This window comes from Haloterrigena salina JCM 13891 (genome assembly GCF_000337495.1).
Lineage (GTDB): Archaea > Halobacteriota > Halobacteria > Halobacteriales > Natrialbaceae > Haloterrigena > Haloterrigena salina.
The window spans coordinates 144,603-171,100 of the sequence record NZ_AOIS01000045.1 but is presented as its reverse complement, the minus strand read 5'-3'; the positions used below and the strand labels follow the sequence as shown (position 1 = coordinate 171,100).

Here is a 26,498-nt window from a genome sequence, read left to right as displayed (position 1 = left end):
GACTTATGTCACCCGTGCACGATTCGTGAGGGATATTCCCACTAGCACGACGGCGCCGCCGAGAATCGTCACGGCTTCCGGAACCTCGCCGAGCAAGACGAGCGCGAGGATCGTACTCCCGACGGGCTCGCCCAGTAACGAAACGCTCACGACGCTCGACTCGACGTACTTCAGCGCCCAGTTGATGACCGTGTGGCCGAACATGCCCGGGAACAGGGCCATCGCGAGGAAGAGCATCCACTCCGCCTGCGGGTAGCCGAGAAGCGGCGCATCGCTCCCGACGGCGAGGAAGCCGAGGGCGACGGCACACACGGCGTAGACGACGAACGTATAGGTGAACAGCGGAAGCCGCTGGCGGAGCGAGCGGCCCGAGAGCGTGTAGACGGCGCCGACGACCGCGCCGGCGAGCGCGAGGGCGTTGCCGTACAGTTGGGTAGTACTCCCCGCGAACGCGGTCTCGAGCGCCGCGACGATGTCGCCGCCGCCGAGCAGCGGATCGATGACGAGCGGTCCTACCGACATCGCGAACGCACCCGCGAGCGCGACGGTCATCCCGCCGATCATCCGCGGCGTGAGTCGCTCGTCGAGGAGCGTCGCCGCAGCGACGCCGACGAATATCGGCTGGGTGGTGATCAGCGTCACCGACGCGGCCACCGTGGTCAGCTCCAGGCTCTCGAAAAAGCTCGCGAAGTGGGCGGCCAGCGCCAGCCCCGAGACGATCGCAAAGACGAGGTCGCGCCTCGAGATCGCTCGGAGGGCGTCGACGTCGCGGAGCGCAAACGGCGCGACGGCGACCGCCATGAACAGCACCCGGTAGAACGCCTTCACGACGCTCGGCGCTCCGCTCCATCGAACGAGGATCGCACTCGTACTGACGGCGATGACTGCGACCACGACGCCGACCATCGGGTCAACCCGCTGTTCTAGAGCCGTTATCCACTGATTCATATTGGGTGTTCAACGAACGGGGACAGTTCTCTCATGTCAGATTCGTCTTCGGGCAGAAATATCCTATCAAATCCGTGACTGGATCTCCTCTCATCAGTCCTGTATAACTTCCATTCAATCCGTTGCACGGTAGCGATTTCGACCTCGCTCGAAGGTATCTCATTTCTGGACGCTATTCACGCCGGTGAAATTGTTTCACGAAAGACGAACGGGCGCGAGCCCGTGAGTCAGGGAGCGAGCGGCTTTTTAGCGTCGGTTTTTGCGCCGAGAGGTGAGTGAGCACAGCGAGCGACCGAGGCGGAAAATGGTACTTGTGCACACGTACCGGACCAGGGTGAATCGGGCGTTCCGGTTCCGAACTCGAGTCGAGCCGATTCGGGAGCACTCGTCGCCGGATCGCTACCGCGGGTTGCTCCCGCTCCGAGCGACGAAAAGACATTACTACTCCGCCGGCGAACCACTCGAGCATGCCGCTTCAGACGCCGCCGTTGCGTGGGCTACACGACGAGCGTGGCGCGAAGTTCACGGAGTTCGGCGGCTGGGATATGCCGGTCGAGTTCGATTCGATCCGGTCGGAACACGCGGCCGTCCGCGAGGCCGTCGGGATCTTCGACGTCTCTCACATGGGACAGATCCACGTCACCGGACCGGACGCGACCGAACTGATGCAACGACTCACGACCAACGACGTCGCCCGACTCGCCGTCGGCGACTCCCAGTACGCCGCGATCACCGACGAGGACGGCGTCATCATCGACGACACGGTCGTCTACCGGCTCCCCGACGAGACCGCCGAGGGAGCCAACGACGAGGCAGGGGGCGAGCCGACCTACCTCTTCGTCCCCAACGCCGGGACCGACGAGTCGACCCACGAGCGCTGGATCACCTACCGCAACGAGTGGGGCCTCGAGGCGACCGTCGACAACCGGACCGACGAGTACGCCATGTTCGCCGTACAGGGGCCCGACGCCGCCGAATTGGTCGACGAGGCGACCGCGGAGTCGATCACCGAACTGGACCGGTTCGAGGCCCAGTACGCGACGGTCGACGGCGTCGACTGCTGGATCGCCCGCACGGGGTACACCGGCGAGGACGGCTTCGAACTGATCGTCCCGTGGTCGGCGGCCGAGCACGTCTGGTCGCTGTTCGACTGCCAGCCCTGCGGGCTGGGCGCCCGGGACACGCTCCGGATCGAGGCCGGCCTCCTGCTGGCCGGCCAGGACTTCGACCGCGAGTCCGATCCGCGAACGCCCTACGAGGCCGGCATCGGCTTCACGGTCGCCCTCGAGACCGAGTTCGTCGGCCGGGACGCTCTCGCCGAACTCGAGCGCGAGGGCGTCGAGGAGAAACTGGTCGGCTTCCAGTTGATCGACCGCGGCGTCCCGCGACACGGCTACGACATCACGAACACCGACAGCCGCGTGATCGGCACCGTCACCAGCGGCACGATGAGTCCCTCGCTCGAGCAACCCATCGGACTGGGCTACGTCCCCGTCGAGTACGCGGAACCGGGGACGACCCTGCAGGTCGTCGTCCGCGGCCAGTCCAAAAAGGCAAGAGTTGAAACGACACCGTTCATCGATACCGTATAACCATGAGCTTCGAAATCCCCGACGACAGACGCTACCTGGAATCGCACGAGTGGGCACTCGAGGACGACGGCACCGTTCGAGTCGGTATCTCCGACTTCGCGCAAGACGAACTCGGCGACGTCGTCTTCGTTGAACTCCCCGACGAGGGCGACGCCCTCAACCAAGAGGAGGAGTTCGGCGTGGTCGAGTCCATCAAGGCTGTCTCCGACCTCTACGCGCCGGTCAGCGGCGAGGTCACGGCCGTCAACGCCGACCTCTTCGACGCGCCGGAACTGGTCAACGACGACCCCTTCGGCGACGGCTGGATGCTGGAGATCGACGCCGACGACGCGAGCGAACTCGAGGCCCTCCTCACGGCCGCGGAGTACGAGGAACAGATCGCCTGACGGCGGTTCGACTGAGAACCGCTCGCGCTGGTCGGGTCTCGCTGCCTGGGGCAGACTCTATCCGTCGATCGTCCGTCTCCGACTCGTCGGCTCGAGTCGAAACGTGTATCCTTTCTCACCTGTTTGCTGCCGTAAGACACCGATATGTCGCTCACGGCCGTCGGCATCGCCGCCCGCTCGTCGGTCACCGGGTTAGATCTGCTCGCGTTAGCCCTGCTCCTGCACGGCTGGTTCGTCGGCGTCGGTATCGCCGTCTGCACGGACGGGTCGGGACTCCCGTTGAGTCGCCGCATCGACATGGGCTGGCGGGCGTTCGCCCTGTGGACGTTCCTCGGTACGGTCGCCGTCTGGCTGCCGTTCGCGTTCGGGTCCCTCTCGAACGCGGTCGCATTGCTCGGCGGCCGCAGAGGTGCGTTCCTGCTCGCGCTCGTCGCGGCCCCAGTCTGGATCGGATCCTACTACCTCGGCGGCGCCGTGACGACCCTCCGATCGTATCTCCGGGTCCGTCGAACGCCCGTCACCGACGCTGGCGACGTCGCCGGCGACGACGATCCCGTACGGGTGAGCGGAACGATGCGCCCGCTCAAGGAACCCCTCGAGGCGCCGCTGTCGGGCCGCGAAGCGGTCTGTTACGAACTCTCGGTCACCCGCGAGGGCGTCGCCGAATCCGACGACGGGCCCGAGACGACGCGGTCCGGTCGCGGCGCGTCGTTTCTCTCGTTCGCGGACGCGACGCTGCGAGAGACCCGCCCCATCGACGACCGCCGAACGGCGTTCCTCCTCGAGGACGAAACCGGCCGCGTCGCCGTCGACCCGGCGGGCGCGACACTGCGACTGGAGGAGACCGAGTCGACGGTCGTGCCCGCCGGCGAACGGCCGTCCGGATCGCTCCGGACGCACCTCGCCGAGACCGACTACGAACCGACCGAGCACCGGGAGACGTACCGCGAGGCGACCGTCGAACCGGGCGACGAACTCACTGTCGTCGGCGTGGCTCGAGGTGGAGACCGGGCGAAACCGGACCGAAACGCCCGGCAGGTCCCGAACGCTCGAGACGACGACGGCTCGAGACCGGACCGGGCCGACGAATCGGCACTCGAACTCGAGGCGCTCCCGACGGTGACCGACGGCGAGGGATCCGGCTCCGAGCATATCGTCGCCGCCGGCTGTGAGCGACGCGTCGACCGACGGTTCCGCCGGACGATCGCGGGCTGTGCGCTCGCGGGGCTCGCGCTGACGGGGAGCGGGCTCCTCGCGCTGTCGCTAGTGGCTGGACTGTGGTGAGGTGAGGGAATCGACGGCCGCCGGTGTCGCGTGACGAGTGATTACGGGAACAAGTAGTTACGGAGACGAGTCGTCCCGGTTGACGAGGACGAGTGCGAACCCGAGAGCACTATCATCGCGGCCGCCAGCGGAGCCACAGCAGCGGCTCGTCGGCGCGGATCGTCAGCGTCAATGTGACCGCGAAGACCGCGGTCAGGGCGACCGTTACGCGTTCCGTCCAGTCGAGCATCGTGGAGGACGGGGATCGGGGAGCGGACGAGTCGCTCACTCGAGGCCGACGAGGTACTCGAGCATCCCGTCGAGATCGGTGTTCGTCACGGCCAGCGAGTAGCCGTCGATGCGGGCCAGATCGGCGGCGTGATCCCAGAGGTCTTCCTCGTCGATGCCGTGGAGAACGACCGCGTTCGGCGTCGGATTGACGACCCGCAGGGCGACCAGCGGCGACTCGCCGCGGGAGACGCCCGTAAACACCAGCACGCGGTTCGTGCTCTGCCCGTAGAGCCGGAAGAACTCCTCGCTCGAGAGACGCGTGATCGCCTGGATGCTGTCGATGACCGTGTGACCGCTGATGCGGTCGGTGCTCCCGGCGGTGATCCGGGTCGCGTCGATGTCGTCGTACAGTTTCTCGAGCGGGATCGAGGTCGCGTACTCCCGCAGGTCGTGGACGACGTCGCTGTCGAAGCCGGCCGAGAGGACCCGGCCGTACTGCCGGATACGGTCGCCGCCCCGCCGTTCGTCGATCGAGAGCAGTCCGTCGACGAGCCGGCGGACGACGCCGATGCCGGGGCTCTCCCGGCGCCCGCTCTCGTAGTCGGAGATGACCGACGACGAGACGTCCAACTCGGTGGCGAGATCCGTTTGCGAGATGTCGAAATCGGTGCGCCACTTCCGCAAGGTCGCGCCGGGATCGTCGCTCAGCGTGATTTCCCCGGCGATCTTCTCCGCGAGTTCCCGTTTTGGCCCACGTCCGCCCATACGCGAGGGGTCGCGCGGTCGACTCAAGTAGCTACTGGAGACGCCGCGGCCCGTGACCCTATCGCACGCCATCGATTCCCACGGTACCGCGTCCCGAAAAGTGAGTCCAGCGCGCGATTACGCGGTCCCGCTCCGGCCGACGACGGTCGCGTACCCGACGCGCCAGCCGACCAGCAGGAGGAACCCGAACCCCGTGATCACGAGCGGGAACGGCCAGATCGCCGAGTCGCCGAACAGCCCTTGCCGGAGGAGCAACCCGACGTTCGCCGCGCCGAGCCACACCACCGCCGTCAGCCGGGCCGCTCGAAACGGCGCCGCGGCGGCCGACCGCGTGTAGAGTCCGGCCAGCGCCGCGACGACGAGCCAGCCGATCACGAACGGGGCGATCGTCTCGAGCGTCGCGAGGGGCTGTGCGAGCGGATTCGCCTCGTGGCTGAGTTGGCCGTAGACCAGCAATCCGGTGACTAGGCCGACGTCACCGACGCCGAGGGCGAGCGTCGTTCGGTCGACCGCTTCGGTCCGGCCGTCCGTTCGAACTGCGGTGTCCATAGGTCCCTCTCGCGGCCGAACCACTATTGATTTCCCGGTTGCGGTGCGCCGTCGCGAGACGGGTCTCGCACTCTGACCAATTGCATGGGAGCGACGGATTCGGCAGCGTCACCGACGATCGGCCCGTTCGCCGGCGGTCTGTCAAAAGAAAACTAATTAAGGGTGAATACGAAGGTTTCGCCAATGGCTGTGGCCGACGACCGTCAGGCTGGCTGTGAGGGGTGTGGCCGAACGGTGCCGCTCGAGGACCTGACGACGGTGACGATGCCCGACGGGGAGCGGGTCGCGTGCTGTCCCCGCTGTGAGCCACACGCACGCGAGGCCGCGCGGAAGTGCTCGTCGCTCGACCAGCGGCGGGCCGCCTGCGACGGCTGTACCGGCACCTACCTCGAGACCGAACTCGAGGACGTCGTCCTCGAGGACGGAACGGTGCTCGCGTGCTGTCCGTCCTGTGCGACGGAGGCACCGGAGGGCGACGCCGGCGCGGCAAGCGCGGAAAACGGGGAGCGCGCGGCCGCCGACTGCGGCGACGAGGCCGAGGGGAGCAGTGAGGAAACCCTCTGTCTGCAGTGCAACGAGTGGGTTACCGCCGAACTGTTCCGCGTGACGACCGTCGACGACCGGACCGAGAAGTTCTGTCCGACCTGCAAGGAACGCGCCGAAGCGGACGGCATCGTCAAGGACGTCGACATGCGGAAGACGAAAGCCCGGGAGGTCCTCGGCGTCGAGGCCGACGCGACCGACGACGAGCTCAAGACGGCCTTCCACCGACAGGTCAAGCGGGCTCATCCCGATCGGGAAAGCGGCAGCAAGTCGGCGTTCAAACTGGTCCGAGAGGCCTACGAGCGATTGACGGAAGACGACTGACGACCGTCGAACCGGAGCGGCACGGTCGGTCGCGTTATCCGGCGTCTCGACTTCCCCTTCTCGAGTCCCATCGCTCGCTCTCCTAGGTATCGGCATCGGACTCGAGCGAACCGCCTTCGAGACTCGGCGAGGGAGCCGTTTGAACCGTTTTCACGCCCGCGTGGTGACGTCACTCGAGGAGACCGTCCTCTCGTCGCTCCCGGCTCCACTCGTGGTCTCTTCTCGCACGCGAGCTGTCGTCCCGCGGCGTTCGTACCGGCACCGTGATCTGTCTCGCCGCCTGATTTTTGGAACTGTCTTCCCCCACGTGGTATAACTGTATATTTACCAACTTTCTACCGTGAACTGACCGGCGACGGCCGTCACGCTAATACGCTTTCGACGGGGTTCGCCGAGAACGAAAAAATTCCGAAAGTTAAAGTCATGCGATTATGTACGTTCAGAGAAGAACTTCATGACTGATAGTACGATGAACGCAAATTCGGGTGAGGGCGCGCTCGACGTCGGAGGGGCTGACGAGCTGTTCGGCGACCTCGAGGAGGAATCGTTCGAGGAGGGGGCCGACGACGGGGAGGCGATCGACGAGACGGCCGAGGAGTCGTCGAACGGGGCGGACGAATCCGAGACCGTCGAAGATCGGACGGCCGCCGCGGTTTTCGGAGAACTACAGAACGCCGCGACCGACACCGACGATATCGACGACGTGCTCGAGGACGAGAGTCCCGACGACATCATCGCGAGCGCGGACGATCCGGAGCCCGAGGCCGAATCGGTCGACGACGACCTGCTCGTCGACGAGAGCGAACTCGCGGATCTCCTGTTGACCGATCGGACGAAAGACGAGGAGTTCCTCTGGGTCGAGACCGAAGACGACGAAACCGACGAGTCGTCGACCGATGCGTCCGATGACGTCGGTGTCGATAGCGCCGTCGAGACGGACGAACACGACGCTGATACCGCGTCGACCGAGACCGAAGCCGACGACAACGGGAGCGACGCTGACGACGCTCGAGCCACCGTTTCGGGCTCGACGTCGTTGGCCGTCGACGCCGACGACACGACGGCCGACGAGGCCGCAGCAGCGGTGGACACCGAGGCCGAGACGGCGGCCGAATCCGCCGAGTCGACGGCCGCGGATGAAGCGGACGACGAGGCGGACGTCGAGGAGGCCTCGCTCGACTCCGACGAGAACACGGACGTTCCCGCGACGACGGACGAGGACGGCGGCTCCGGCGGCCTGCTCGGCTGGCTGCGCTCGAAGCTCGGCGGCCTGTTCTAAATCCGATTTGCTCGGCCGGCTTTCCCCCCACGACGCCGGCAGTACGGGGCGTGCGCTTCGATCCGGTCGGTGCTTCACTCTCGACGTGATTCGCTCTCGAGTCGATCGCTTCGGACGCTTCGTTCGACTTTCCACGACCGCGGACGCGCCGTTAACACTCCGGATACCACACGACGTCCTCCCGGCGGACCGTGAACGGGCGACTCCCACACTCGGGACAGCCGGTCCCGCCGCGGTCCATATCCGGTCGTTCGGGGATCGTATGCGCGGTTCCACACTCGTCACACACGATGCTGACGGGCATGCGCGAACGGACGATCGGCTCCCGCAAGGGAGTGCTGCCGGGATCTGCGCGTTCCGACGGGGTGACTGCGCTAGGGCTGCGCGACTGCTCGGTCGACACGTGACGGAACGCTCGAAAAAACGACGGCCGAAACCGACGCCGGTCGGCCCTCGAGTCGCGACTCGAGAGGCGTCCGACCGGTCGCGGCGTTACGCGAGGAACTCTTCGATGTGGTCGGCGACTTCCTCGGGCGTGTCGCCGACGGGGACGCCCGCGTCGTTCAAGGCGTTGATCTTGCTCTCGGCGGTGCCGGTACCGGAGCCGGAGACGATGGCGCCGGCGTGGCCCATTCGCTTGCCCGGCGGCGCCGTGCGGCCGGCGATGAAGCCGGCGACCGGCGTGTCGACGTAGTCGTCGATGAACGCGGCGGCCTCCTCCTCGTCCTCGCCGCCGATCTCGCCGCACATGACGATGGCGTCGGTGTCGGGGTCGTCCTCGAACAGCTCGAGGGCGTCGACGAAGTCGGTGCCGATGATCGGGTCGCCGCCGATGCCGATGGCGGTGGTCTGCCCGATGCCGCGGTTGGTCAGGCTGTCGACGACCTGGTAGGTCAGCGTCCCCGAGCGGGAGACCAGACCGACGTTCCCCTCGGCGAAGATGTTGCCGGGGAGAATGCCGAGTTTGGCCTCGCCGGGGGTGATGAGACCCGGACAGTTCGGACCGATGAGTCGGGTGTCGGTCTCAGAGAGGCGCTTGTTGACCCGGGCCATGTCCTGGGTCGGAATGCCCTCCGTGATCGCGACCGCGAGGTCGAGATCGGCGTCGAGCGATTCGAAGACGGCGTCGCCGGCGAACGCCGGCGGGACGAAGATGACCGAGGTGTCGGCGTTCTCCTCCTCGACGGCCTCGTGGACCGTGTCGTAGACGGGGACGCCTTCGACCTCCTGGCCGCCCTTGCCGGGGACTGCACCGGCCACGACGTTGGTGCCGTACTCCATCATCTGCTGGGCGTGGAACTTGCCTTCCCCGCCCGTGATGCCCTGTACCACGACGCGCGTGTCGTCGTCGACTAGAACGCTCATTATTCGTTCACCTCCCCAGCGTACTCGACGGCACGCTGTACCGCGTCCTCGAGGGTCTGTTCGACCGTCACGAGGTCCTCGTTGAGAATTTCCATGCCTTCCTCCCAGTTGGTACCGGCCAGACGGACGACGACCGGCTTGGGGATCTCGTCGAACTGCTCTAACGCCTCGTTGATCCCGCGGGCGACCTCGTCGCCACGCGTGATCCCGCCGAAGATATTGAAGACGACCGAATCGACGTTGTCGTCCGAGAACACCATATCGAGCGCGTTCGCGATGCGCTCGGCCTTCGCGCCGCCGCCGACGTCGAGGAAGTTGGCGGGTTCGCCGCCGTAGTGATCGACGAGGTCGAGCGTCGTCATCACGAGACCGGCGCCGTTGCCGATGATGCCGACGTTCCCGTCCAGACGGACGTAGTCGAAGTCGTACTCGTCGGCCTTCTGCTCGAGTTCGTCGCCGCCCGCGGCCTCCTCTTCCATCTCGGCGAGTTCGGGCTGGCGGAACAGCGCGTCCTCGTCGATGTTCATCACGGCGTCGGCTGCGATGACCTCGTCGTCGCTGGTGACCATCAGCGGGTTGATCTCGGCGTCGGAGCCGTCGCGGTCGTCCCAGAGCTGGTAGAGCGTAGTGAGAACGCTCGAGACGTCGCGTGCGATCGATTGATCGACACCCGCGTCGTAGACCGCCTTTCGGGCCTGATACGGATGCATTCCGAAGGCGGGATCGATGTGTTCGCGCGCGATGGCGTCGGGGTCCTCCTCGGCGACCTCCTCGATGTTGACGCCGCCTTTCGTCGAGACCATCGCGACGGGTTTGCCCTCGCCGCGGTCCATCGTGATCCCCACGTAGAGTTCGTTAGTGAAATCGACCGCTTCCTCGACGAGGACGCGATCGACGTGGTAGCCCTTGAGATCCATCCCCAGAATCTCGTCGGCCGCCTCACGCGCTTCGTCCTCGTCCTCGACGAGTTTGATCCCGCCGGCCTTGCCGCGGCCGCCGACTTGTACCTGCGCCTTGATCGCGACTGGATACCCGATCTCCTCGGCCGCGGCGACCGCGCCGTCGACGTCGGAGGCGAGTTCTGATGCCGGCGTCGGAATGCCGGCGTCGGCGAAGACCTGCTTCGCCTGGTACTCGTGCAATTTCATAGCCATTCGAACGGCCGTTCCGACCTTGCTTAAATCCTGTTAGTTTCCACTCGCGACGGAAAATCGATCGATGACCGGAAACTCCATCGCGTTCGTCCGGGCCGAACGTGTTTCCAGCCGACTCCTTTGTGGAGATTTTCAACTAGGGGCGGTAAACTGCTTTCCACTCGTCCGAACTCACCGGCACTTTCCTCCCTCGAGTACCCGATTTTGTAATTCGATCAATCGTCGGCGGACGTGGACTCGTCGACCGGGGAAGCGCTGTAATTCCGGCCGTCTCCGTTCGCGCCCGCCCCCGGCGTCTCCAGCCGCGCGACGTCGACGATCAACACGTTGTCGGTCGGCTGGATGGCGTCGATCACGCCCGCCAGCAGCAGTTCCGTTCCGAGAGAGATCCCGACCGCGATCGTGTCACCCTCGTCGAACTCCTGGAGGGACTGCTGGAATTGGAGGTGCGCCCGGCACAGGTCCGGGTGATGGACGTTCGTGAAGCGGACCTCGTCGACGACCGCGTCGGCGCGGTCGAAGTCGCGAGCCAGCACGCTCGGTTCGGGATCCGCGTCCGGTTGTCGACCGAGCACCGAGTACGCGATATCGGTCGGCCGGTAGCCGCCCTTCGGCCCCCTGACCCCCTCGACCAGATCCAGCTCTCGAAGGTGACCCATCTGTCGGCGGACGCTCTCGGTTTCGAGTCCGAGCTCCGCCGCGATGGTTTTCGCCCGAACGGGAGACTCGTCCGACTGATACTCGTTGACCAGCGCAGTCACCGCCCGCCGCTGCGCCGTCGTCAACGTAATCTCTGCCATACCGGGAGTAGTCAACGCCGCTACTTATCCCTGCGGGTGTACCGGGATACCGAGCGAAACGACCCCTCGAGTCGCGCCGATCAATCCCACCTCGAGGGTCGTTCAGTCCGTACCAACGCAGCATTCAAGCGTCTTCCACCCCACGTTTTCCCACGGTCGTGGCCGAACTCGTGAGCAACTCGATCGCATCGCACCGGACCCGACGCTGGATGTCGTCGCTCGAGTCGGCCCTCCGCCTGTTCGTCCACAGCAACCTCTTCATCTCGCTGGCGACGACGAGCGTCGTCGTCACGACGATCCTGCTCGCGAATCTGTCCCTCGAGCCGCTTCCCCTCTTTATCGTCTTCGCAGCCACGCTGTTCGTCTACACCGTCAACCGGTTCACCGACCTCGAGGAGGACGAGGAAAACGTTCCGGAGCGCGCCTCGTTTACGAAACGGTACGGCCGACTGCTGCTCGCCGCGGGCGTCGGCCTGTACGTTACCGCCATCGGCGTCGCTGTTATCCTCGGGCTCCCCGGCGCAGTCTACCTCCTCCTCCCGCCGGTCATCATCCTTCTCTACTCGGTCGGCGGGATCAAGCGGGTCTTCCTCGTGAAGAACCTGTTCGTCGGGTTCGCCTGGGGCGGTATCCCGCTGGGCGTCGGCTACTACTACGGCCGCCTCTGGACGCTCGAGATCCTCGCGTTCGCGGTGTATCTGACCGCGATGATCACCGTCGCGGCCGCCATCTTCGATATCAAGGACATCGAGGGCGACCGACAGGAGGGGATCGCGACCGTTCCGAACCGGTTCGGGACGGCCACGACCCGTCGGTACTCCCAGGCCGCGAACCTCGCGATCGCCGCGGCCGTCGTCGCCGTCGTCGCTGGGAGCGACCTCCACCTCGAGTTCTGTTCCTTGCTCGCGATGAACGGCTACGTCGCCTGTTACGTCCCCTTCGCGACGCCCGACCGCGGACCGCTGTACTACGGGTTCGTCGTCGACGGCGAGCACGTCTTTCTGGCGGTCGTCGTGGTCGGACTCGACTGGCTAATCTGGTAAGCGGTGGCCCGGCCGCTAGCACGGACCGGCTCCTCCGGGTTTATGATCCGTCATGGTGTATGATAACGCTTGAGACACCATGTCCGAACACGATCGCGAGCAAGAGCTGGAGGACTTCCTCATCCTCCGCGAATTGGACAAACCGATCACCGAGGCTGAACTGGAGGCGGCCGGCGAGCAATCCGGAGAGGCGCTGTCGACTCTCCGGGACGAGGGTGTCGGCATCCGGTGGGTCGAATCCGAAGTCCTGACCACCGAGGACGGCGACGTCACCGGCACGTTCTGTCACTACCGAGCCGAGAGCGAGGATGCCATCCGCGAACACGCCGATCGAGCCGGGCTGCCGGCGACGCGCATCGATCGGCGTGGAGAGCCCCTCGAGGGCGAATAGGTGTGAAACGCGCGTTCAGTAGAGGGAAGAAACTTACCAACGTTGGAGGAAGCACACTGTATGCCAACCAACCTGTCACCGGCATCTCTCGTCGCGACGGTCGTCGCGGCAGCCTTGGGGGTTCTCGGAGTGTGGCTCCCGTGGGTCCGGAAGCGTCCGGTCGGCTACAGGGACGGGCGGGCGATCTACACCGCAGAATACGTGTCGGGCATGGAGACCGGCCTTCGCGGTATCGACCCATTTATCATTTTACTCGTCGTGGCCGTCGTCGGCGTCGCCGTACTAGCCCGATACCGACCCTGGCGACCGGATATCGCGCTCGTCGGTGCCGGCGGACTGTTGCTCTGGGTGTTCGGCGCCGTCTTTCGGAACTACTGGACGGTCGAGCAGTATGCGGTCGAAGTCGGATTGTACCTGCTGCTCGCCAGCGGATTCCTCTTCGTTCTCGTCGGCGCCGGTGGCGTTCTCAAACGACGCTTGGTATCCGGTACGGATCACGGTCGTGACCCACGAATCGGGTAATTCGGACGCCGGTCGCCGAATCGTCAAACGCATTCTCAGGGGTGTTCTGAATAATGAAACGCCTCCTAGCTCCCGATTACCGATCGAAAACGCGGTCGCTGCTCGAGCCGCCTGCGACCGACGACGGACCGCTCAGTCCCGGTCTGCCTCGCTCCAGTCGCAGTCCTGGCACTTCCAGCCGGTGACCAGCTCGGTGACCGACGGCATGTAGGTCACCTCGAGGACGTTGCCGCCGCAGTCCGGACAGTCTCGGTCGGCCTCCTGGATGGAGTCGACCTCCATGACGGAGTCGCCCTCGACCATCTCGGCCAGTTTCTCGGCCGTAACCATTCGCCCCTGAACGACGCGGTTCTCGCTCACGGTCGGCGCTACCGGGTGCGGGACCCTAAGCGTTTTCAACGCCGGTCGCGCTCCGCGTGCGAATCGGACGATTTAACCCGGAGAGGGGACAATCCGCCACTGCGTGCGAGGGTAGCCAAGCGGCCAACGGCGGCGGACTCAAGATCCGCTCGTGTAGACGTTCAAGGGTTCGATTCCCTTCCCTCGCATCGTAAGATGCGGAAGATCAACACGGAGCGATCTTCCCTCGCAAACTTCTCCGCGCCGCTCGAAACGACCAGCCGCGACTCTGACTGTAGGGACTCGTCCGACGCGCTCGTGCGGAATAGCTATGCTCATTGATAACGTAGACCACCCATGAGCGATCACGTTCTCGTCCCGTTCGACGGATCGGCGCCCGCCCGTCACGCGCTGGAACACGCGCTCGAGAACTTTCCGGGCGCGGAGATCACGGTGCTGACGGTCATCGACGAGGTCGGGCGCGAGTCGGAGTACGCGGAGGCCGAAGAGACGGGGCAACTGTTCGCGAGCGCGAAGCGGCGGCTGGAAACCGCCGACGCGATCGCCGAGGAGTGTGGCGGTTCGATCCGCCGCGTCGCCGATATCGGCCCGACCTGCGAAACGATCACCGAGTACGCGGAGACCGCGGACGTCGATCACGTCGTTATCGGGACCCACGGCCGAACGGGGATCGCCAGAATCGTCGTCGGGAGCGTCGCCGAAACCGTCGTCCGGCAGAGTTCGTCGCCCGTCACGGCCGTCAAGTAGCGGTTCGACGCTCGACCTCGAGCGAACCGCGGGTATATACGTCCGAGGGTCGACTGTACGGACGACCGAAAGACGCGCTGTCTTTCACACACTGCGTCGGGAGCAGGAACGAACGCGTCGTTCGCGTCCGCCGACGGAGTCGCACGGCAGTCGAGTTCGACTACCGCATCTGTGACAGGCCGCTATGATCGGCGTTTCCTATGGAAATCGAAATCGCAACAATCGGCGGCTACGAGGAAGTCGGACGGCAGATGACCGCCGTCCGCGCGGGAACCGACATCGTCATCTTCGACATGGGACTGAACCTGTCGAAGGTGCTGATCCACGACAACCTCCGCACGGAGGGGATGCACAGCCTGGACCTGATCGACATGGGGGCGATCCCCGACGATCGGATCATGAGCGACCTCGAGGGCGACGTGAAAGCGATCGTCCCGACCCACGGCCACTTGGACCACATCGGCGCCATCTCGAAGCTGGCCCACCGGTACGACGCGCCGGTCGTCGCGTCGCCGTTCACGATCGAACTCGTCAAGGGCGAACTCGCGGACGAACAGAAGTTCGACAGCGGGAACGACCTCGTGAAGATGGACGCCGGCGAGACGATGTCCATCGGCGACTCCGGCAAGGTCGAACTCGAGTTCGTCAACGTCACGCACTCGATCATCGACGCGATCAACCCGGTCCTCCACACGCCCGAAGGCGCGGTCGTCTACGGACTCGACAAGCGGATGGACCACACGCCCGTCATCGGCGATCCGATCGACATGAAGCGGTTCCGCAAGATCGGTCGCGAAGGCGAGGGCGTCCTCTGTTACATCGAGGACTGTACCAACGCCAACAAGAAGGGCCGCACCCAGTCCGAGCGGGTCGCCCGGGAGCACCTCCGGGACGTCCTCTACAGCGTCGAGGACTACGACGGCGGCATCGTCGCCACCACCTTCTCGAGTCACATCGCCCGCGTGAAGAGCTTAGTCGAGTTCGCGAAGGACATCGGCCGCCAGCCCGTCCTGCTGGGCCGCTCGATGGAACAGTACTCGGGCACCGCCGAACGCATGGGCTTCGCCGAGTTCCCGGACGACCTCGGTATGTTCGGCCACCGAAACTCCGTCGACCGCACGTTCGAGCGCATCATGAACGAGGGGAAAGAAGACTACCTGCCGGTCGTCACCGGCCACCAGGGCGAACCCCGCGCGATGCTCACCCGGATGGGCCGCGGCGAGACGCCCTACGAACTGGACGACGGCGACAAGGTCGTCTTCTCGGCCGGCATCATTCCGGAGCCGACCAACGAGGGCCAACGCTATCAGGCCGAGAAACTGCTCGGCATGCAGGGCGCGCGGATCTACTCCGACATCCACGTCTCGGGTCACCTCCGCCAGGAGGGCCACTACGAGATGCTCGACGCGCTCCAGCCCCAGCACGTCATCCCGGCTCACCAGAACATGAAGGGATTCTCGGGGTACGTCGACCTCGCCTCGAACCAGGGATACAAACTCGGACGCGACCTCCACGTCACGTGTAACGGGAACCTCATCCAGCTCGTCTGATCGGGGCCGCCGCGCCCTCGAGCGCGAGACGTTCTCGAATCGCGCTTCGGTACTTCCCGCTCGAGCGACGCGAACTCGTCCGCTCGGACGAGCCGCTGCAGCGACCCCCTCCATCGCGGATGTAAACGCCGGGTTCTACCGGCCGTCGGTCGGTACAACGACGGTTTGTCTTCGCAATTACGCGACTCGAGAGCGTCTTCTCCGTCGGTTGGACGGGCCGTATCATTTACCAGTTGGTGGCGTCAATCGGGACGGCAATGGGTGAGCGAGCCGAAATCGTCGAGCTGGTCGGGAGCTCGACCGAATCGTGGGAGGACGCCGTACAGAACGCGATGGACGCTGCCGACGGAACGATCGACCACATCAGCGGGGTCGAGATCGACTCGGAGCCGACCGAGACCGATCGCGAGGGCGGGGAGACCGAACGGTACGTGGTCACGCTCGAGGCCTCGTTCGACCCGGAGGAGAACTGAAGGCGTCGTCGGCCGGTCGCTCGGCGTCGTCGCGTTCCGTGCGCCGCCGGCTCGTTTTCGATCGCTTTCGATCGCTTCGAAGAGCAGAAACTAGTTCGGACCGGTCGCGGGCGGGTCCGCGACCGCGTTCAATCGTCCCGCGGCGGTGGCGAGTAATCGCCGCGGGCGAACCTGCCGAAACAGAGTTCGCGGAACGTGAGCACGTAGTTCTGCTCCTGGTACTCGCGTTCGACCGCTTGGAAGTAGTTGACGACCGTTACGAGCAACACGCCGCCGACGGCGTTTCCGAGGAGTACGGGGAGGGCGAAGTCGATCGCGCCGGTCACGAGCGCCAGTTCCCCCCGGAAGACGAGAAACAGCACTTCGGTTGCCGATACCACGCCGTGATAGAGGTCGCCCAGCGGGATCGCGAGGAAGGCGACGTACACCAGTACCAGCCGCGCGGTCGTGTCCTGGGACGCGTAGTCGAGCCAGACGACGCCCGCGACGATCAGGCCGGCGAACACCCCCTTGAAGAACAGGCTCGACCACGGCGTTGCGACCCCCTGTTCGGCGATCCCGACCGCGGTGGACATGACGGACGGGGAGAAGACCCCCGTGTTCGCCAGCACGTACGCGCCCAGTGCGCCGCCGAGCAGGTTGCCGAACAGCACGATCGTCCAGACGGTCAGCAGCGCCGGCACGCTCGCCAGTCGCTCGAGGACGAGCGCGACCGGCGGCAGCGTGTTCTCGGTGAACAGCTGGTAGTCGCCGATGATGATGTAGACGAAGCCCAGCGGATAGAGGAGCGCGCCGACGATCGGCGCGCCGCCGGTCCCGTCGGTCAGCGACGCGTAGAGCATGAACGTCAGCGTGATCGCAAAGCCCGCCGCCAGCGCGCTGAAGAACAGCTCCCGGATCCCGGTCGTGATCTCGTCGTCGGCCGCGGCGACGATCCGGTGGAAGATCTCGTCCGCCGAGAACCGGTCGCGGACGACGGCCCCGGCGGCCGGAACCCCGCGCGAGGACTGCTCGACGGCCTCTCGGATCGTCTCGTCGTCGAGTGCCTCCTGCGCTTCCGACTCGTCTCGCCCCCGCTTCTCCCGGGACCGCTCATCGGCGCTCATGGTGGCGAGTACGCGATGGACCGAATAAAGCTGTCGTCACACGGATGAAATGAACAACCCTGTCCATCGAGAGCGGCGAACTCGAGTCGGTCGCCGAGGCCGCGCGTTCGTCGCGGCGCCGGCGGCTCGAGCCAGACCCAAAGGGTAACGCCTTTTGACGCCGTCGCCCCGACGAACACCATGAGCAAACACGACGGGGACGGCGGGCGCGCGAGCGTCGCGGTCCACGCCGCCCGCGCCGGGGCGGACGTCGCCGCGGGCTCCTTTCGCGGCGAGCTCGAGGTCGACCGGAAGGACGGCAAGACCGACGTCGTCACGCAGTCCGACCGCGAGGCTCAGCGGCGCGTGATCGACGTGATCGAGGCCTCCTATCCGGACGATCCGATCGTCGGCGAGGAGGACGACGCGCTGAAGGCGGTCCCCGAGACGGGGCCGGCCTGGATCGTCGACCCCATCGACGGAACGAACAACTACGTCAACGGGATCCGCGCGTTCGGAACGGCCGTCGCGGCGGTCCGCGACGGCGACCCCGTCGCCGCGGCCACCGTCTGTCCTGCGCTGGGGGACACCTACCGCGTCGGGCCGACGGGCGCCGTTCGCAACGACGAGCCCCTCTCGGTCAGTGACTGCGCCGATCCCGAGGCCGCGACCGTCTGCCCCACCTACTGGTGGAACTTCGACCAGCGCGATCAGTACGCCGCGGCGGTCCGCGGCCTCACCGACCGCTTCGGCGACGTTCGCCGCTTCGGCTGCGCCCAGCTCGAGCTCGCGATGGTCGCGTCGGGCGCCCTCGAGGGAACGATCACGAACCTGCGGGCCAACCCGTGGGACACCGTCGCGGGCGTCGCGCTGATTCGGGCGGCCGGCGGGACCGTGACCGACCTCGAGGGGAACCGCTGGCGCCACGACAGCGAGGGGCTGGTCGCCTCGAACGGGGCGGTCCACGACGAGCTCCGCGCCGCCGCGCGGGCGATCGACGGGGACGGCGACTGTAGTAGCCACTGAAACGAATCACACACCGGTCGCAAAGCCGTCTCGCGATCGGGTGTGCATTGACTTTCAGTGGCTACTATAACGAGCGTCGGGATCCGACCGGCGTCCAATGCAAAAAAATCGGAAACGGTAAGCGGCCCCCGTACAGCTACTCTCGCATGGACGAGTACATCGAACGGTACGGGGCCGAGCGAATCTGGGCCGCGGCCGTCGTTCTCCTCGCCGCCGGCGTGGCGCTCGCTGCCTCCCTCTTTTATCAGCCCGTCTACGTCGATCTGATCTGGCAGTACTACTGGGGACCAGTGGTCGCCGACGCCCACGGCTGGAGCTGCATCGCCTGGGCCGACGGCCAGCAAATACACTGCAGCAACGCCGGCGCCAACGCCGGTCCGACCGCCGAGCCCGGCTACACGTTCGTCTCCTACGCGGGCTACATCCCGACGCTCATCCTGATGGCGATCGGGGTCCTCTTCCTGGTTCGCCGCCTCGAGATCGAGCGCTACCGCGCGGGCTTCTTCGCGCTGTTCCCGTTCATGCTCTTCGGCGGCGCCTTGCGGGTCGTCGAGGACACGAGCGTCGCCGCCTACCGGCAGACGGGCGAACTCATGATGGAGTTGCCGTGGATCGGCTTCCTGATCAGCCCGCTGATCTACTTCACCGTCGCCCTCCTCACGGTGATCGCCGTCGTCGCGTCGGTCTGGCTCGACCGGACCGACCGCGTCTCGGGCTACGAGTACCCGCTCGCGGCGATCGGCACGACCTACCTGACGGTCACGCTCGCCTATCTGGTGTACGCGTCGACGCAGCCGTACGCGGACTTCCATCCGCTGCTTCTGGTGACGACGCTCGTCGGCGCGACCCTCGCCACGGCCGTCACCTGGCTCCTCATCGGACGGTTCGCCCCCGAGATCAACCGGGGAACGGAGTACATGGGAGTGGTCGTCATCTGGGCGCACGCGGTCGACGGCGTCGCGAACGTTATCGGCCTCGACTGGGCGACCGCCTTCGGCCTCGAGCACAATCTCTCGCCGAAACACCCCATCAACGGGGCGATCGTCGACATCACCGGCTCGGTGTTACCCCCCAACGTCGTCGACGCGATCGGCGCCGCCTGGCCGTTCCTGCTCGTGAAACTCGTCGCGGCCACGTTCGTCGTCTGGGTCTTCAACGAGGAGATCTTCGACGAACAGCCGCGCTTCGCCATCCTAATGTTGATCACCGTCGTCGCCGTCGGCCTCGGACCCGGGACGCGGGACATGCTCCGGGCGACGTTCGGGGTCTAGGCGCCGCGGCGACTCGATCGCCTTCTCGACGAGCGACGAAACGGAAACAGCTACGGCACCACCTGACAACCGTTCGAGCAGTGATGCAGGCCTACGTGTTCGTCCACTTCAGGGAGAAGCGGACACCGGACGGTGAGCAGGTGTACTTCGGGATCAGCGAGGACGGGTTCAACTGGGAGGCGGTAAACGGCGGCGACCCCGTCCTCTGGAGCTATAAGGGCGACAAGGGTGTCAGGGACTGTACGATCACCAGAACGGCGGACGGGAGGTTCGTGATACTGGGGACGGACCTCAGCCTGGCCTACGGGATGCCCAATCAGTACGACGGCTCGTGGGCGGAGATCACGCGCAACGGGAGTAACTCGCTGGTGATGTGGGAATCCGAGAACCTGGTCGACTGGTCCGATCAGCGGATGGTCGAACTCGGCGACGAGGCGTTCGGCTGCCTCTGGGCGCCGGATATCACCTACGACAGCGAGAACGCCGAGTACGTCGTCCACTGGTCGTCGGCCCACCGTAGCGACGATTTCGAGGAAAAAGCGATCTACTACGCGCGGACCGAGTCGTTCGAGGAGTTCTCGGAACCGGAGCTGCTGTACCGGAAACCGGACGGCGGTGTCATCGACTCCGCGATGTACGAGGAGAACGGGTCGTACTACTGTTTCGTGAAAAGCGAAGCGAACCCCGCCGGAATCATCCTGCTGAAGGCCGAGCGTCCGACCGGGCCGTTCACTCGAGTGACGGCGTTCGACCGCACCATGGAGGGTCTGGAGGGCGAGCGATACGAGGCGCCGACCGCCGTGCGACTCGAGGACGGCCGGTGGTGTCTGTTCGTCGATTACTTCGGCGGCAGCCCGGAGACGCAGGGCTACGTTCCGTTCGTAGCCGAGTCGCTGGAGGATGAGTTCGTGCGCGCCGACGACGAGTTCTCGTTTCCCTACGGGTTCAAACACGGCACGGTGCTGCCGATCACGAGCGAGGAGTACGACCGCCTGAAGGCCTACGAGAAGGATCCGTCGGAGCGGTAGGCGCGCTCGACGGCCACTGTCACCGCCGCCAGAACGCGCCGGTGAAGAGGACGAGCGCCGGGATAATCTCGAGGCGGCCGATCCACATCAGGAAGATCATCACGAGCTTCGAGGAGTCGGGGAACTCGCGGTAGCTGCCGAAGGGACCGAGTTCGCCGAAGCCCGGTCCGATGTTCCCGATCGTCGCGATGCTGGCGCTGATCGCGTCGATCGGCTCGAGCGAGACCGCGCCGCGGGTCGAATCGACGGCGATGAACACCGTCGCGACGACGAAGATGAACAGGTACAGCAGGGTGAAGCCGAGGACCCCGCGGATGACGTCCTCGTCGACGACGTAGCCGCCGAGGCGGATCGGTTTGACCGCCTCGGGGTGGGCGGCGGTAAACAGCTCCCGACGGGCGACTTTCAGGACGACCAGCCAGCGGATGATCTTGACGCCGCCGCCGGTCGAGCCGGCGCAGCCGCCGATGAACATCGCAACGAGGAGGACGGTCTGGGAGACCGGCCCCCACTCCGCGAAGTCGCTCGTCGCGTATCCCGTCGAGTTCAACAGCGAGACGGTCTGGAAGGCCGCGTGACGCAGGGCGCTCTCGCCGTACCCCTCAGTCGTGCCGCCGAGTTCGCCGAGCGGCGGGGCGCTGCCGCTGTACAGTAACGCGGCGACGATCGCGGTCACGACGGCGATCGCACCCGCGTAGGCGCGAAACTCGGTGTTCTGGAAGAGCCTTCTGGGCTCGCCGTCTAACACGTACCAGAACAGCGCGAAGTTGGTGCCGGCGATCGCCATGAAGGGGATAACGAGCCACTGCACGGCGGCGGAGAACGCGGCGACGCTGTTCGCCTCGGGCGAGAACCCGCCGGTCGGAAGCGTCGTGAAGCCGTGGGCGACCGCGTTGTAGAAGTCCATGTTCGGCGCCATCCCCGCCAGATGGAGGCCGTACAGTAGGGCGATGTAGACGATCGTGAATCCGAAGTAGACGAGCCAGAGGATGCGGGCCGTCTCGGCGATCTTCGGCGTCAGCTTCTGGAGCTCCGGTCCCGGCGCCTCCGAACGGATCAGCTGCGCGCCGTTGACCGCCAGCTCCGGCAGGATCGCGATCATCAACACGATGATCCCCATCCCGCCGAGCCACTGGGTCAGCTGACGCCACATCATGAGGGCGTGTGAGTGTTTCTCGACGGAAATCTCGGCCATCACGGTCGCCCCGGTCGTCGTGAACCCGGACATCGACTCGAACAGCGCGTTCACCGGATGTCTGAGCGCGGACTCGGTTCCGTAGCCGGCTAAGACGTACGGGATCGCTCCGACGACCGCGACGGCCAGCCACGAGAGCGCGACCAGCAACAGCGCCTCTCGGGGCTGCAGGTCGGGATCGGGCTCGAGTCGCTCGAGGCCGAACCCGATCGCGACGGTGAGCGCGATCGTCGCCACGAACACGAGGAAGTGTTCCCCGTAGATGATGGCGACGACGACCGGGACGAACAGCGTGAGGGCGAGATACTTGAGAACGGTTCCAGTCAGCGCGACGCTCGCCTGCCAATCGACACGTATATTCATACTCTCAGGTCTGGCTTCGCTCGAGCCGGAATCGTGGTCGGGGAAACTCGACGTCGGTACATAATTCCACTGGAGTGGTCCGCTCGCCGAGACCGACGGCGTCGCCGGACGTCGCTGGTCGACGCCGCGACCGGGACGCGAGCCGCCGACCATGTCAGCCGATCATCTATATGCACAGGTCGCGTAGGTACACTCGGCATGTCTCGACTCCCGAGCGTTCGGCACCCGGCCTCGTTCTTCGACGTCTTTACGGTCACCGCCGTGTCGATCGTCGTCGTCGCCGCGGTGCTGACGGTTTGGCACGGGACGTTCGTCCGCATCGAGATGGCCGTCTTCACCGTGCTCGTCTTCGGCTGGGTCGCCTGGGCCATCAACCGGATCCTCGAGGAATCGGTCCGCAGTTCCCAGCGGTGACGCAACTCGAGACGGTACCGATCGGACGGGAGCCGCTACGGTCGCTCGAGGCCGGTTACGTCGTTCCGAGCCGATCCGTGACGCGGGCTGACCCGAAGTAACCGGACTCGCGCGCTATTTTACGGGAACAAACAGCCCTCGTACTGCAGGAGTTCGAGCGGAACGATACGCGACTACCGGTGCTGCTCGACGGCGAAGCGTTCTCCGTTCCCGTTAGCGGCGATCGGTTTCGAACGCGTCGAGCGTGGAATCGGTGAACTCGCCTCGAGAGAGGACGGTCAGGATGTCGCCGGCCCGGATCTCGCTTTCGCCGGTCGGCGTCAGCACGGCGTCGTCGCGTTCGATCGAGACGACGAGCACGCCGTCCTCGAGGACGTCCTCTTCCCCGGCGCGTTCCAGGGTCATGCCGGCGATCGGCGCGTCGTCGTCGACGGTCAGCTCGACGACCTCGTTGCCGCCCGTGAGGCTGACGTAGTCCGAGAACTGCTGGTGGGTCTCGGCCGGGCCGAATGGCTGGTAGGACTGAAACTGGTCCGTTCGGACCATCTTCTCGTCGTCGATCTCGAGGCCCAGCGCCGCGAGCTCCCGGCCGATGTCGTTGATCGCGTCGACGTCGTCGCCGACGGCGAGGACGTGGAGGTTCTCCTGGCCGGCGACGAACTCCCGAACGTTGACGACGCCGGCGATCGTCCGCGACTGCTGGGCGAGGCGCGCGCGCTCTTCGACGGGCGCCGTCGCCACGTACAGCGTCGTGAGCATGCCGTTGGCGGCGTCGAAGTTCACGTTCGCGTGATAGCCGCTGATGATTCCGGCGTCCTCAAGCTGATTGATCCGGTTTCGAATCGTCGCCGGCGAGACGCCCACCTCCTCGGCGATCATCGGGGCGGACGTGTTCCGCGCGTCGTCCATCAGCGCGTGGATGATCCGTTTGTTCACTTCGTCGAGACGAACGCTCATACCCCCGACTACGGCCACGGGACTGAAGGCTCCTGCTTTTTGATCGCTCGTCGAAACGCTACTGGTGGCGTAACTGTGCTCCGGCCGAGTCGAAAGGTAGCGCTCGGGGAGGACCGTCCGACCACAGATCGCCAGCGTTCCCGTGGTGGTTGTGAACACTGCACTGGTGAAGGACGACCCGCTCGAGTCGGCCGGATTCTGTTCACAACCGAGTCGCACAGACTATAACCGAGAACGAACAAGCTGTTGTCATACTCTCGAATTGCGTCACGAACGATTCCCCGAGGGATACTGAAGATGTATATCGTCATCATCGGCGCCGGAAGCATCGGCTCGAACCTGATCGATCTCGCGGTCCGCGACGGCAACGACGTCGTCGTCATCGAGAGCGACGAGGGNATCGGCGCCGGAAGCATCGGCTCGAACCTGATCGATCTCGCGGTCCGCGACGGCAACGACGTCGTCGTCATCGAGAGCGACGAGGGGCGAGCGAACGACGTGGCCTCGACGCACGACTGTCTCGTGCTCAACGCCGACGCGACTAACCACGACACGCTCCGAGACGCGGACATCGACCGGGCGGACGCGGTCATCTCGACGACCGACATCGACGCGGTCAACATCATGGTGATGTTGCTCGCCCAGGAACACGACGTCCCGAACCTCGTTAGCGTCGTTCACGACCCGGAGAACCTGCCCGTCTTCGAGAAAATCGGCGTCAACTTAATCGAGAACCCCCAGCGGNACGACGTCCCGAACCTCGTTAGCGTCGTTCACGACCCGGAGAACCTGCCCGTCTTCGAGAAAATCGGCGTCAACTTAATCGAGAACCCCCAGCGGTTGATCGCCGACTACCTCTACCACTCCGTGCGGTACCCCGACGTCAGCGACTTCATCGACCTCGACGATCAGACCGAACTCGTCGAACTCACCGTCACCGAGGACGCCCCGATGCACAACCAACTGCTCTCGACAGCGAAGGAAGGCGGCGCGCTCCCCGAGGGCTGTCTCGTCGTCGCCCTCCAGCGAAACGGTGAGATCCGGGCCCCGCGGGGCGGGACGACCGTCCGCGCCGGCGACAAGGTGACGGTGTTCACCGACGACGCCACGCTGGACGACGCCGTCCGGGCGTTCACCGGCGACCATCCATGAAAGTCCGGTATTCGGCGGTGGGGCGAGACCTCGGCCGAATCGTGCAGGTCGTCTCGCTGATGTTGCTCGTCTCGATCCCGATCGCCGCCGTCCACCGCGAGTTCTACGCGATCCCCGCCTTCGTCGGCTCCGCCCTCCTGATGGGCGGAATCGGGCTCGGTCTCGCGCGGCGATACCGGGACGTGTCCGACACCGGTCGACTCGAGGCGATGGTCACGGCCGCGGCCGCGTGGGGGACCGTCGGCGTGTTCGGCGGGCTCCCGTTCCTGCTGATCGCGTGGACGATCGCGCTCGATCCGTACCCGGCGTGGGCGAACACGCCGGCGATGACCGACACGGTCGCCACCTTTCGCCATCCGCTCCACGGGATCTTCGAGAGCGTCAGCGGCTTCACCAGCACCGGGCTGACGATGGCCGCCGTCGAGGAGGAGCTGCCGCGGTCGCTGCACTGGTGGCGCTCCTTTACCGAGTGGATCGGCGGGGTCGGCGTTATCGTGCTGACGGTCGCCATCCTCGCCCGACCGGGCAGCGGGTCGCTCACCCTCTATAAGAGCGAGGCCCGGTCGGAGAAGATCCACCCCAGCATCGTCTCGACGGTGACGGAGATCTGGAAGATCTACCTCGGGATCACCCTCGCCGGAATCGCGCTGTTCCTCGCCGCCGGGATGCCGCCGTGGGACGCGATCAACCACGCGATGACGGCCATCTCGACCGGCGGGTTCTCCGTCCACGCCGACTCGATCGGTCACTACGGCAGTCCCGTTATCGAGTACGCGGTCATCCCCGTGATGGTCGCGGGCAGCATCGCGTTCCCGATCCACTACCTGCTACTCAAGGGGGAACTCGAGAACTTCTACACCGATCTCCAGACCCGGTGGGTGTTCATCTGGTTCGCCGTCGGATCGGCCCTGCTGATGGCGCTACTCGCGACCGGAGACCAGTACGAGTCGCTCGAGGAGACGTTCCGGATCTCGCTGTTCCAGTTTGTCTCCGCGACGTCGAACGCCGGCTTCGGGACGGCGACGATCGGCGGCGGCACCGAGCGCGTCTGGACCGCCGGACCGACGCTGTTGCTCTGTCTCGGCATGTTGACCGGCGCCGCGGCGGGGTCGACCGTCGGCGGTCTCAAACTCGTCCGCGTCATCACGCTCATCAAGGGGACGGTCTGGCAGATCCGGAGCGTCTTCGTTCCCGCGAGCGCGATCCGGCGCCTCCGTCTCGGCGAGCGAACGCTCGATCAGTCCCAAGCCCAGCGCGAGTACACCGAAGCGACCGTCGTCTTCGTCCTCTGGCTCGCCGGCCTGGCCGTCGGGATCGTGGTCTTCCTCTGGACGCTGCCGCCGGAGTATCCCCTCGAGTACGTCATCTTCGACGTGATGAGCGCCCAGAGCACGGTCGGCCTGGACACGGGGATTACCGGGCCGGAGATGCCGACGGCCGCGAAGACGGTGCTGATCTTCAACATGTGGATCGGCCGCCTCGAGATCATCCCCGTCGCCGTGTTGCTGGGGGCGCTCTTCCAGAACCTCGACCTCTATCGGTAGCGTCGCCCGGTCGTCTTCGGACCGAGCGGCCGACGGTGCCGACGGCCGCCCGCCCTCGAGCCGAGGGGCGGCCCCGTCGACGGCCGCTCGATCCTACGTCGTTCGGCATCGTCGTTGATCGCGTTCGGCGGCATTCGATCGATCTGGACGATCTCGCGCACGACGAACGGTGAGTCCA

Annotated in this window: 26 protein-coding genes, 1 tRNA gene and 1 pseudogene; 18 read left to right on the top strand and 10 right to left on the bottom strand. The window is 65.7% G+C overall.

The window, feature by feature from the left end; genetic code table 11:
• Positions 1 to 3: 3 nt before the first annotated feature.
• On the bottom strand, positions 4 to 948 hold the full coding sequence (locus tag C477_RS13445) for a DMT family transporter (protein WP_049914529.1): 945 nt from the start codon (positions 946 to 948) through the stop codon (positions 4 to 6).
• A 467-nt stretch (positions 949 to 1,415) separates the two neighbouring features.
• Between C477_RS13445 and gcvT the strand changes: the two genes are divergently transcribed.
• From gcvT to C477_RS13430, 3 genes are all read left to right on the top strand, one after another.
• Positions 1,416 to 2,540 carry a glycine cleavage system aminomethyltransferase GcvT gene (gene gcvT, locus C477_RS13440; protein ID WP_008895046.1) on the top strand — a complete coding sequence of 375 codons (1,125 nt, stop codon included), beginning with the start codon at positions 1,416 to 1,418 and terminating at the stop codon, positions 2,538 to 2,540.
• 2 nt (positions 2,541 to 2,542) lie between these two features.
• Positions 2,543 to 2,926 (top strand): glycine cleavage system protein GcvH, encoded by a 384-nt coding sequence (gene gcvH, locus C477_RS13435; protein ID WP_008895045.1) that lies wholly within the window; start codon positions 2,543 to 2,545, stop codon positions 2,924 to 2,926.
• A 144-nt stretch (positions 2,927 to 3,070) separates the two neighbouring features.
• Positions 3,071 to 4,210, top strand: a complete 1,140-nt coding sequence (locus tag C477_RS13430) for a GIDE domain-containing protein (protein WP_008895044.1) — start codon at positions 3,071 to 3,073, stop codon at positions 4,208 to 4,210.
• A gap of 264 nt (positions 4,211 to 4,474) precedes the next feature.
• On the opposite strand, the gene C477_RS13425 is transcribed toward C477_RS13430, so the two are convergent.
• Positions 4,475 to 5,185, bottom strand: a complete 711-nt coding sequence (locus C477_RS13425; RefSeq protein ID WP_008895043.1) for a helix-turn-helix domain-containing protein — start codon at positions 5,183 to 5,185, stop codon at positions 4,475 to 4,477.
• A gap of 117 nt (positions 5,186 to 5,302) precedes the next feature.
• Positions 5,303 to 5,734 carry a DUF3054 domain-containing protein gene (locus C477_RS13420; RefSeq protein WP_008895042.1) on the bottom strand — a complete coding sequence of 144 codons (432 nt, stop codon included), beginning with the start codon at positions 5,732 to 5,734 and terminating at the stop codon, positions 5,303 to 5,305.
• 183 nt (positions 5,735 to 5,917) lie between these two features.
• On the opposite strand from C477_RS13420, the gene C477_RS13415 reads away from it, so the two are divergent.
• Both C477_RS13415 and C477_RS13410 read left to right on the top strand, forming a co-directional pair.
• On the top strand, positions 5,918 to 6,601 hold the full coding sequence (locus C477_RS13415; protein WP_008895041.1) for a J domain-containing protein: 684 nt from the start codon (positions 5,918 to 5,920) through the stop codon (positions 6,599 to 6,601).
• 454 nt (positions 6,602 to 7,055) lie between these two features.
• Positions 7,056 to 7,880, top strand: coding sequence for a hypothetical protein (locus C477_RS13410; RefSeq protein ID WP_152423324.1), 825 nt, complete (start codon positions 7,056 to 7,058; stop codon positions 7,878 to 7,880).
• A gap of 492 nt (positions 7,881 to 8,372) precedes the next feature.
• Here the strand turns inward: C477_RS13410 and sucD are convergent, their stop codons facing one another.
• The 3 genes from sucD to C477_RS13395 all read right to left on the bottom strand — a co-directional run bounded on the left by sucD (position 8,373) and on the right by C477_RS13395 (position 11,199).
• The gene (gene sucD / locus C477_RS13405; RefSeq protein ID WP_008895038.1) at positions 8,373 to 9,245 is read right to left on the bottom strand and encodes a succinate--CoA ligase subunit alpha; all 873 of its coding nucleotides are present in this window, start codon (positions 9,243 to 9,245) and stop codon (positions 8,373 to 8,375) included.
• The gene (gene sucC, locus C477_RS13400) at positions 9,245 to 10,393 is read right to left on the bottom strand and encodes an ADP-forming succinate--CoA ligase subunit beta (protein ID WP_008895037.1); all 1,149 of its coding nucleotides are present in this window, start codon (positions 10,391 to 10,393) and stop codon (positions 9,245 to 9,247) included. Before sucC ends, sucD begins: the two co-directional genes overlap by 1 nt.
• 221 nt (positions 10,394 to 10,614) lie before the next feature.
• On the bottom strand, positions 10,615 to 11,199 hold the full coding sequence (locus tag C477_RS13395) for an Rrf2 family transcriptional regulator (protein ID WP_008895036.1): 585 nt from the start codon (positions 11,197 to 11,199) through the stop codon (positions 10,615 to 10,617).
• 209 nt (positions 11,200 to 11,408) lie between these two features.
• On the opposite strand from C477_RS13395, the gene C477_RS13390 reads away from it, so the two are divergent.
• The 3 genes from C477_RS13390 (at position 11,409) to C477_RS13380 (ending at position 13,155) form a co-directional block, all read left to right on the top strand.
• Complete coding sequence (locus C477_RS13390; RefSeq protein ID WP_394295432.1) at positions 11,409 to 12,242, top strand: UbiA family prenyltransferase; 834 nt, start codon at positions 11,409 to 11,411, stop codon at positions 12,240 to 12,242.
• Positions 12,243 to 12,321: 79 nt separating this feature from the next.
• Positions 12,322 to 12,633 (top strand): DUF4242 domain-containing protein, encoded by a 312-nt coding sequence (locus tag C477_RS13385; protein WP_008895034.1) that lies wholly within the window; start codon positions 12,322 to 12,324, stop codon positions 12,631 to 12,633.
• 60 nt (positions 12,634 to 12,693) lie between these two features.
• Positions 12,694 to 13,155 carry a hypothetical protein gene (locus tag C477_RS13380; protein WP_239641877.1) on the top strand — a complete coding sequence of 154 codons (462 nt, stop codon included), beginning with the start codon at positions 12,694 to 12,696 and terminating at the stop codon, positions 13,153 to 13,155.
• Positions 13,156 to 13,287: 132 nt separating this feature from the next.
• Here C477_RS13380 and C477_RS13375 read toward each other — a convergent pair whose 3' ends face one another.
• Positions 13,288 to 13,515: a DUF5795 family protein gene (locus C477_RS13375; RefSeq protein ID WP_008895032.1), complete on the bottom strand. Its 228-nt coding sequence runs from the start codon at positions 13,513 to 13,515 to the stop codon at positions 13,288 to 13,290.
• Between the two features lie 105 nt (positions 13,516 to 13,620).
• On the opposite strand from C477_RS13375, the gene C477_RS13370 reads away from it, so the two are divergent.
• From C477_RS13370 to C477_RS13355, 4 genes are all read left to right on the top strand, one after another.
• A tRNA-Leu gene (locus C477_RS13370) sits at positions 13,621 to 13,703 on the top strand.
• A gap of 148 nt (positions 13,704 to 13,851) precedes the next feature.
• Entirely contained in the window at positions 13,852 to 14,262 is a 411-nt protein-coding gene (locus tag C477_RS13365) for a universal stress protein (protein ID WP_008895031.1), read from the top strand.
• A gap of 200 nt (positions 14,263 to 14,462) precedes the next feature.
• Positions 14,463 to 15,812 (top strand): ribonuclease J, encoded by a 1,350-nt coding sequence (locus C477_RS13360; protein WP_008895030.1) that lies wholly within the window; start codon positions 14,463 to 14,465, stop codon positions 15,810 to 15,812.
• Between the two features lie 257 nt (positions 15,813 to 16,069).
• Positions 16,070 to 16,285 carry a dodecin family protein gene (locus C477_RS13355; RefSeq protein WP_008895029.1) on the top strand — a complete coding sequence of 72 codons (216 nt, stop codon included), beginning with the start codon at positions 16,070 to 16,072 and terminating at the stop codon, positions 16,283 to 16,285.
• A gap of 146 nt (positions 16,286 to 16,431) precedes the next feature.
• Here C477_RS13355 and C477_RS13350 read toward each other — a convergent pair.
• Positions 16,432 to 17,391: pseudogene (locus C477_RS13350) on the bottom strand (formate/nitrite transporter family protein); the annotation flags it as partial.
• A gap of 180 nt (positions 17,392 to 17,571) precedes the next feature.
• On the opposite strand from C477_RS13350, the gene C477_RS13345 reads away from it, so the two are divergent.
• From C477_RS13345 to C477_RS13335, 3 genes are all read left to right on the top strand, one after another.
• Entirely contained in the window at positions 17,572 to 18,396 is an 825-nt protein-coding gene (locus C477_RS13345; protein ID WP_008895027.1) for an inositol monophosphatase family protein, read from the top strand.
• Between the two features lie 146 nt (positions 18,397 to 18,542).
• Positions 18,543 to 19,667, top strand: a complete 1,125-nt coding sequence (locus C477_RS13340; RefSeq protein WP_008895026.1) for a DUF63 family protein — start codon at positions 18,543 to 18,545, stop codon at positions 19,665 to 19,667.
• Positions 19,668 to 19,750: 83 nt separating this feature from the next.
• Positions 19,751 to 20,695, top strand: a complete 945-nt coding sequence (locus C477_RS13335; protein WP_008895025.1) for a glycoside hydrolase family 43 protein — start codon at positions 19,751 to 19,753, stop codon at positions 20,693 to 20,695.
• A gap of 19 nt (positions 20,696 to 20,714) precedes the next feature.
• Here the strand turns inward: C477_RS13335 and C477_RS13330 are convergent, their stop codons facing one another.
• On the bottom strand, positions 20,715 to 22,253 hold the full coding sequence (locus C477_RS13330; protein WP_049914539.1) for a TrkH family potassium uptake protein: 1,539 nt from the start codon (positions 22,251 to 22,253) through the stop codon (positions 20,715 to 20,717).
• A gap of 198 nt (positions 22,254 to 22,451) precedes the next feature.
• Between C477_RS13330 and C477_RS13325 the strand changes: the two genes are divergently transcribed.
• Positions 22,452 to 22,667, top strand: coding sequence for a hypothetical protein (locus tag C477_RS13325; protein ID WP_008895023.1), 216 nt, complete (start codon positions 22,452 to 22,454; stop codon positions 22,665 to 22,667).
• Between the two features lie 213 nt (positions 22,668 to 22,880).
• Here the strand turns inward: C477_RS13325 and C477_RS13320 are convergent, their stop codons facing one another.
• Complete coding sequence (locus C477_RS13320; RefSeq protein WP_008895022.1) at positions 22,881 to 23,624, bottom strand: Lrp/AsnC family transcriptional regulator; 744 nt, start codon at positions 23,622 to 23,624, stop codon at positions 22,881 to 22,883.
• Positions 23,625 to 23,921: 297 nt separating this feature from the next.
• On the opposite strand from C477_RS13320, the gene C477_RS13315 reads away from it, so the two are divergent.
• Positions 23,922 to 24,776 (top strand): NAD-binding protein, encoded by an 855-nt coding sequence (locus C477_RS13315; protein ID WP_008895021.1) that lies wholly within the window; start codon positions 23,922 to 23,924, stop codon positions 24,774 to 24,776.
• Positions 24,773 to 26,320, top strand: a complete 1,548-nt coding sequence (locus C477_RS13310) for a TrkH family potassium uptake protein (RefSeq protein ID WP_008895020.1) — start codon at positions 24,773 to 24,775, stop codon at positions 26,318 to 26,320. The genes C477_RS13315 and C477_RS13310 overlap by 4 nt, the downstream gene beginning before the upstream one ends.
• The last annotated feature ends 178 nt before the right edge of the window (positions 26,321 to 26,498 follow it).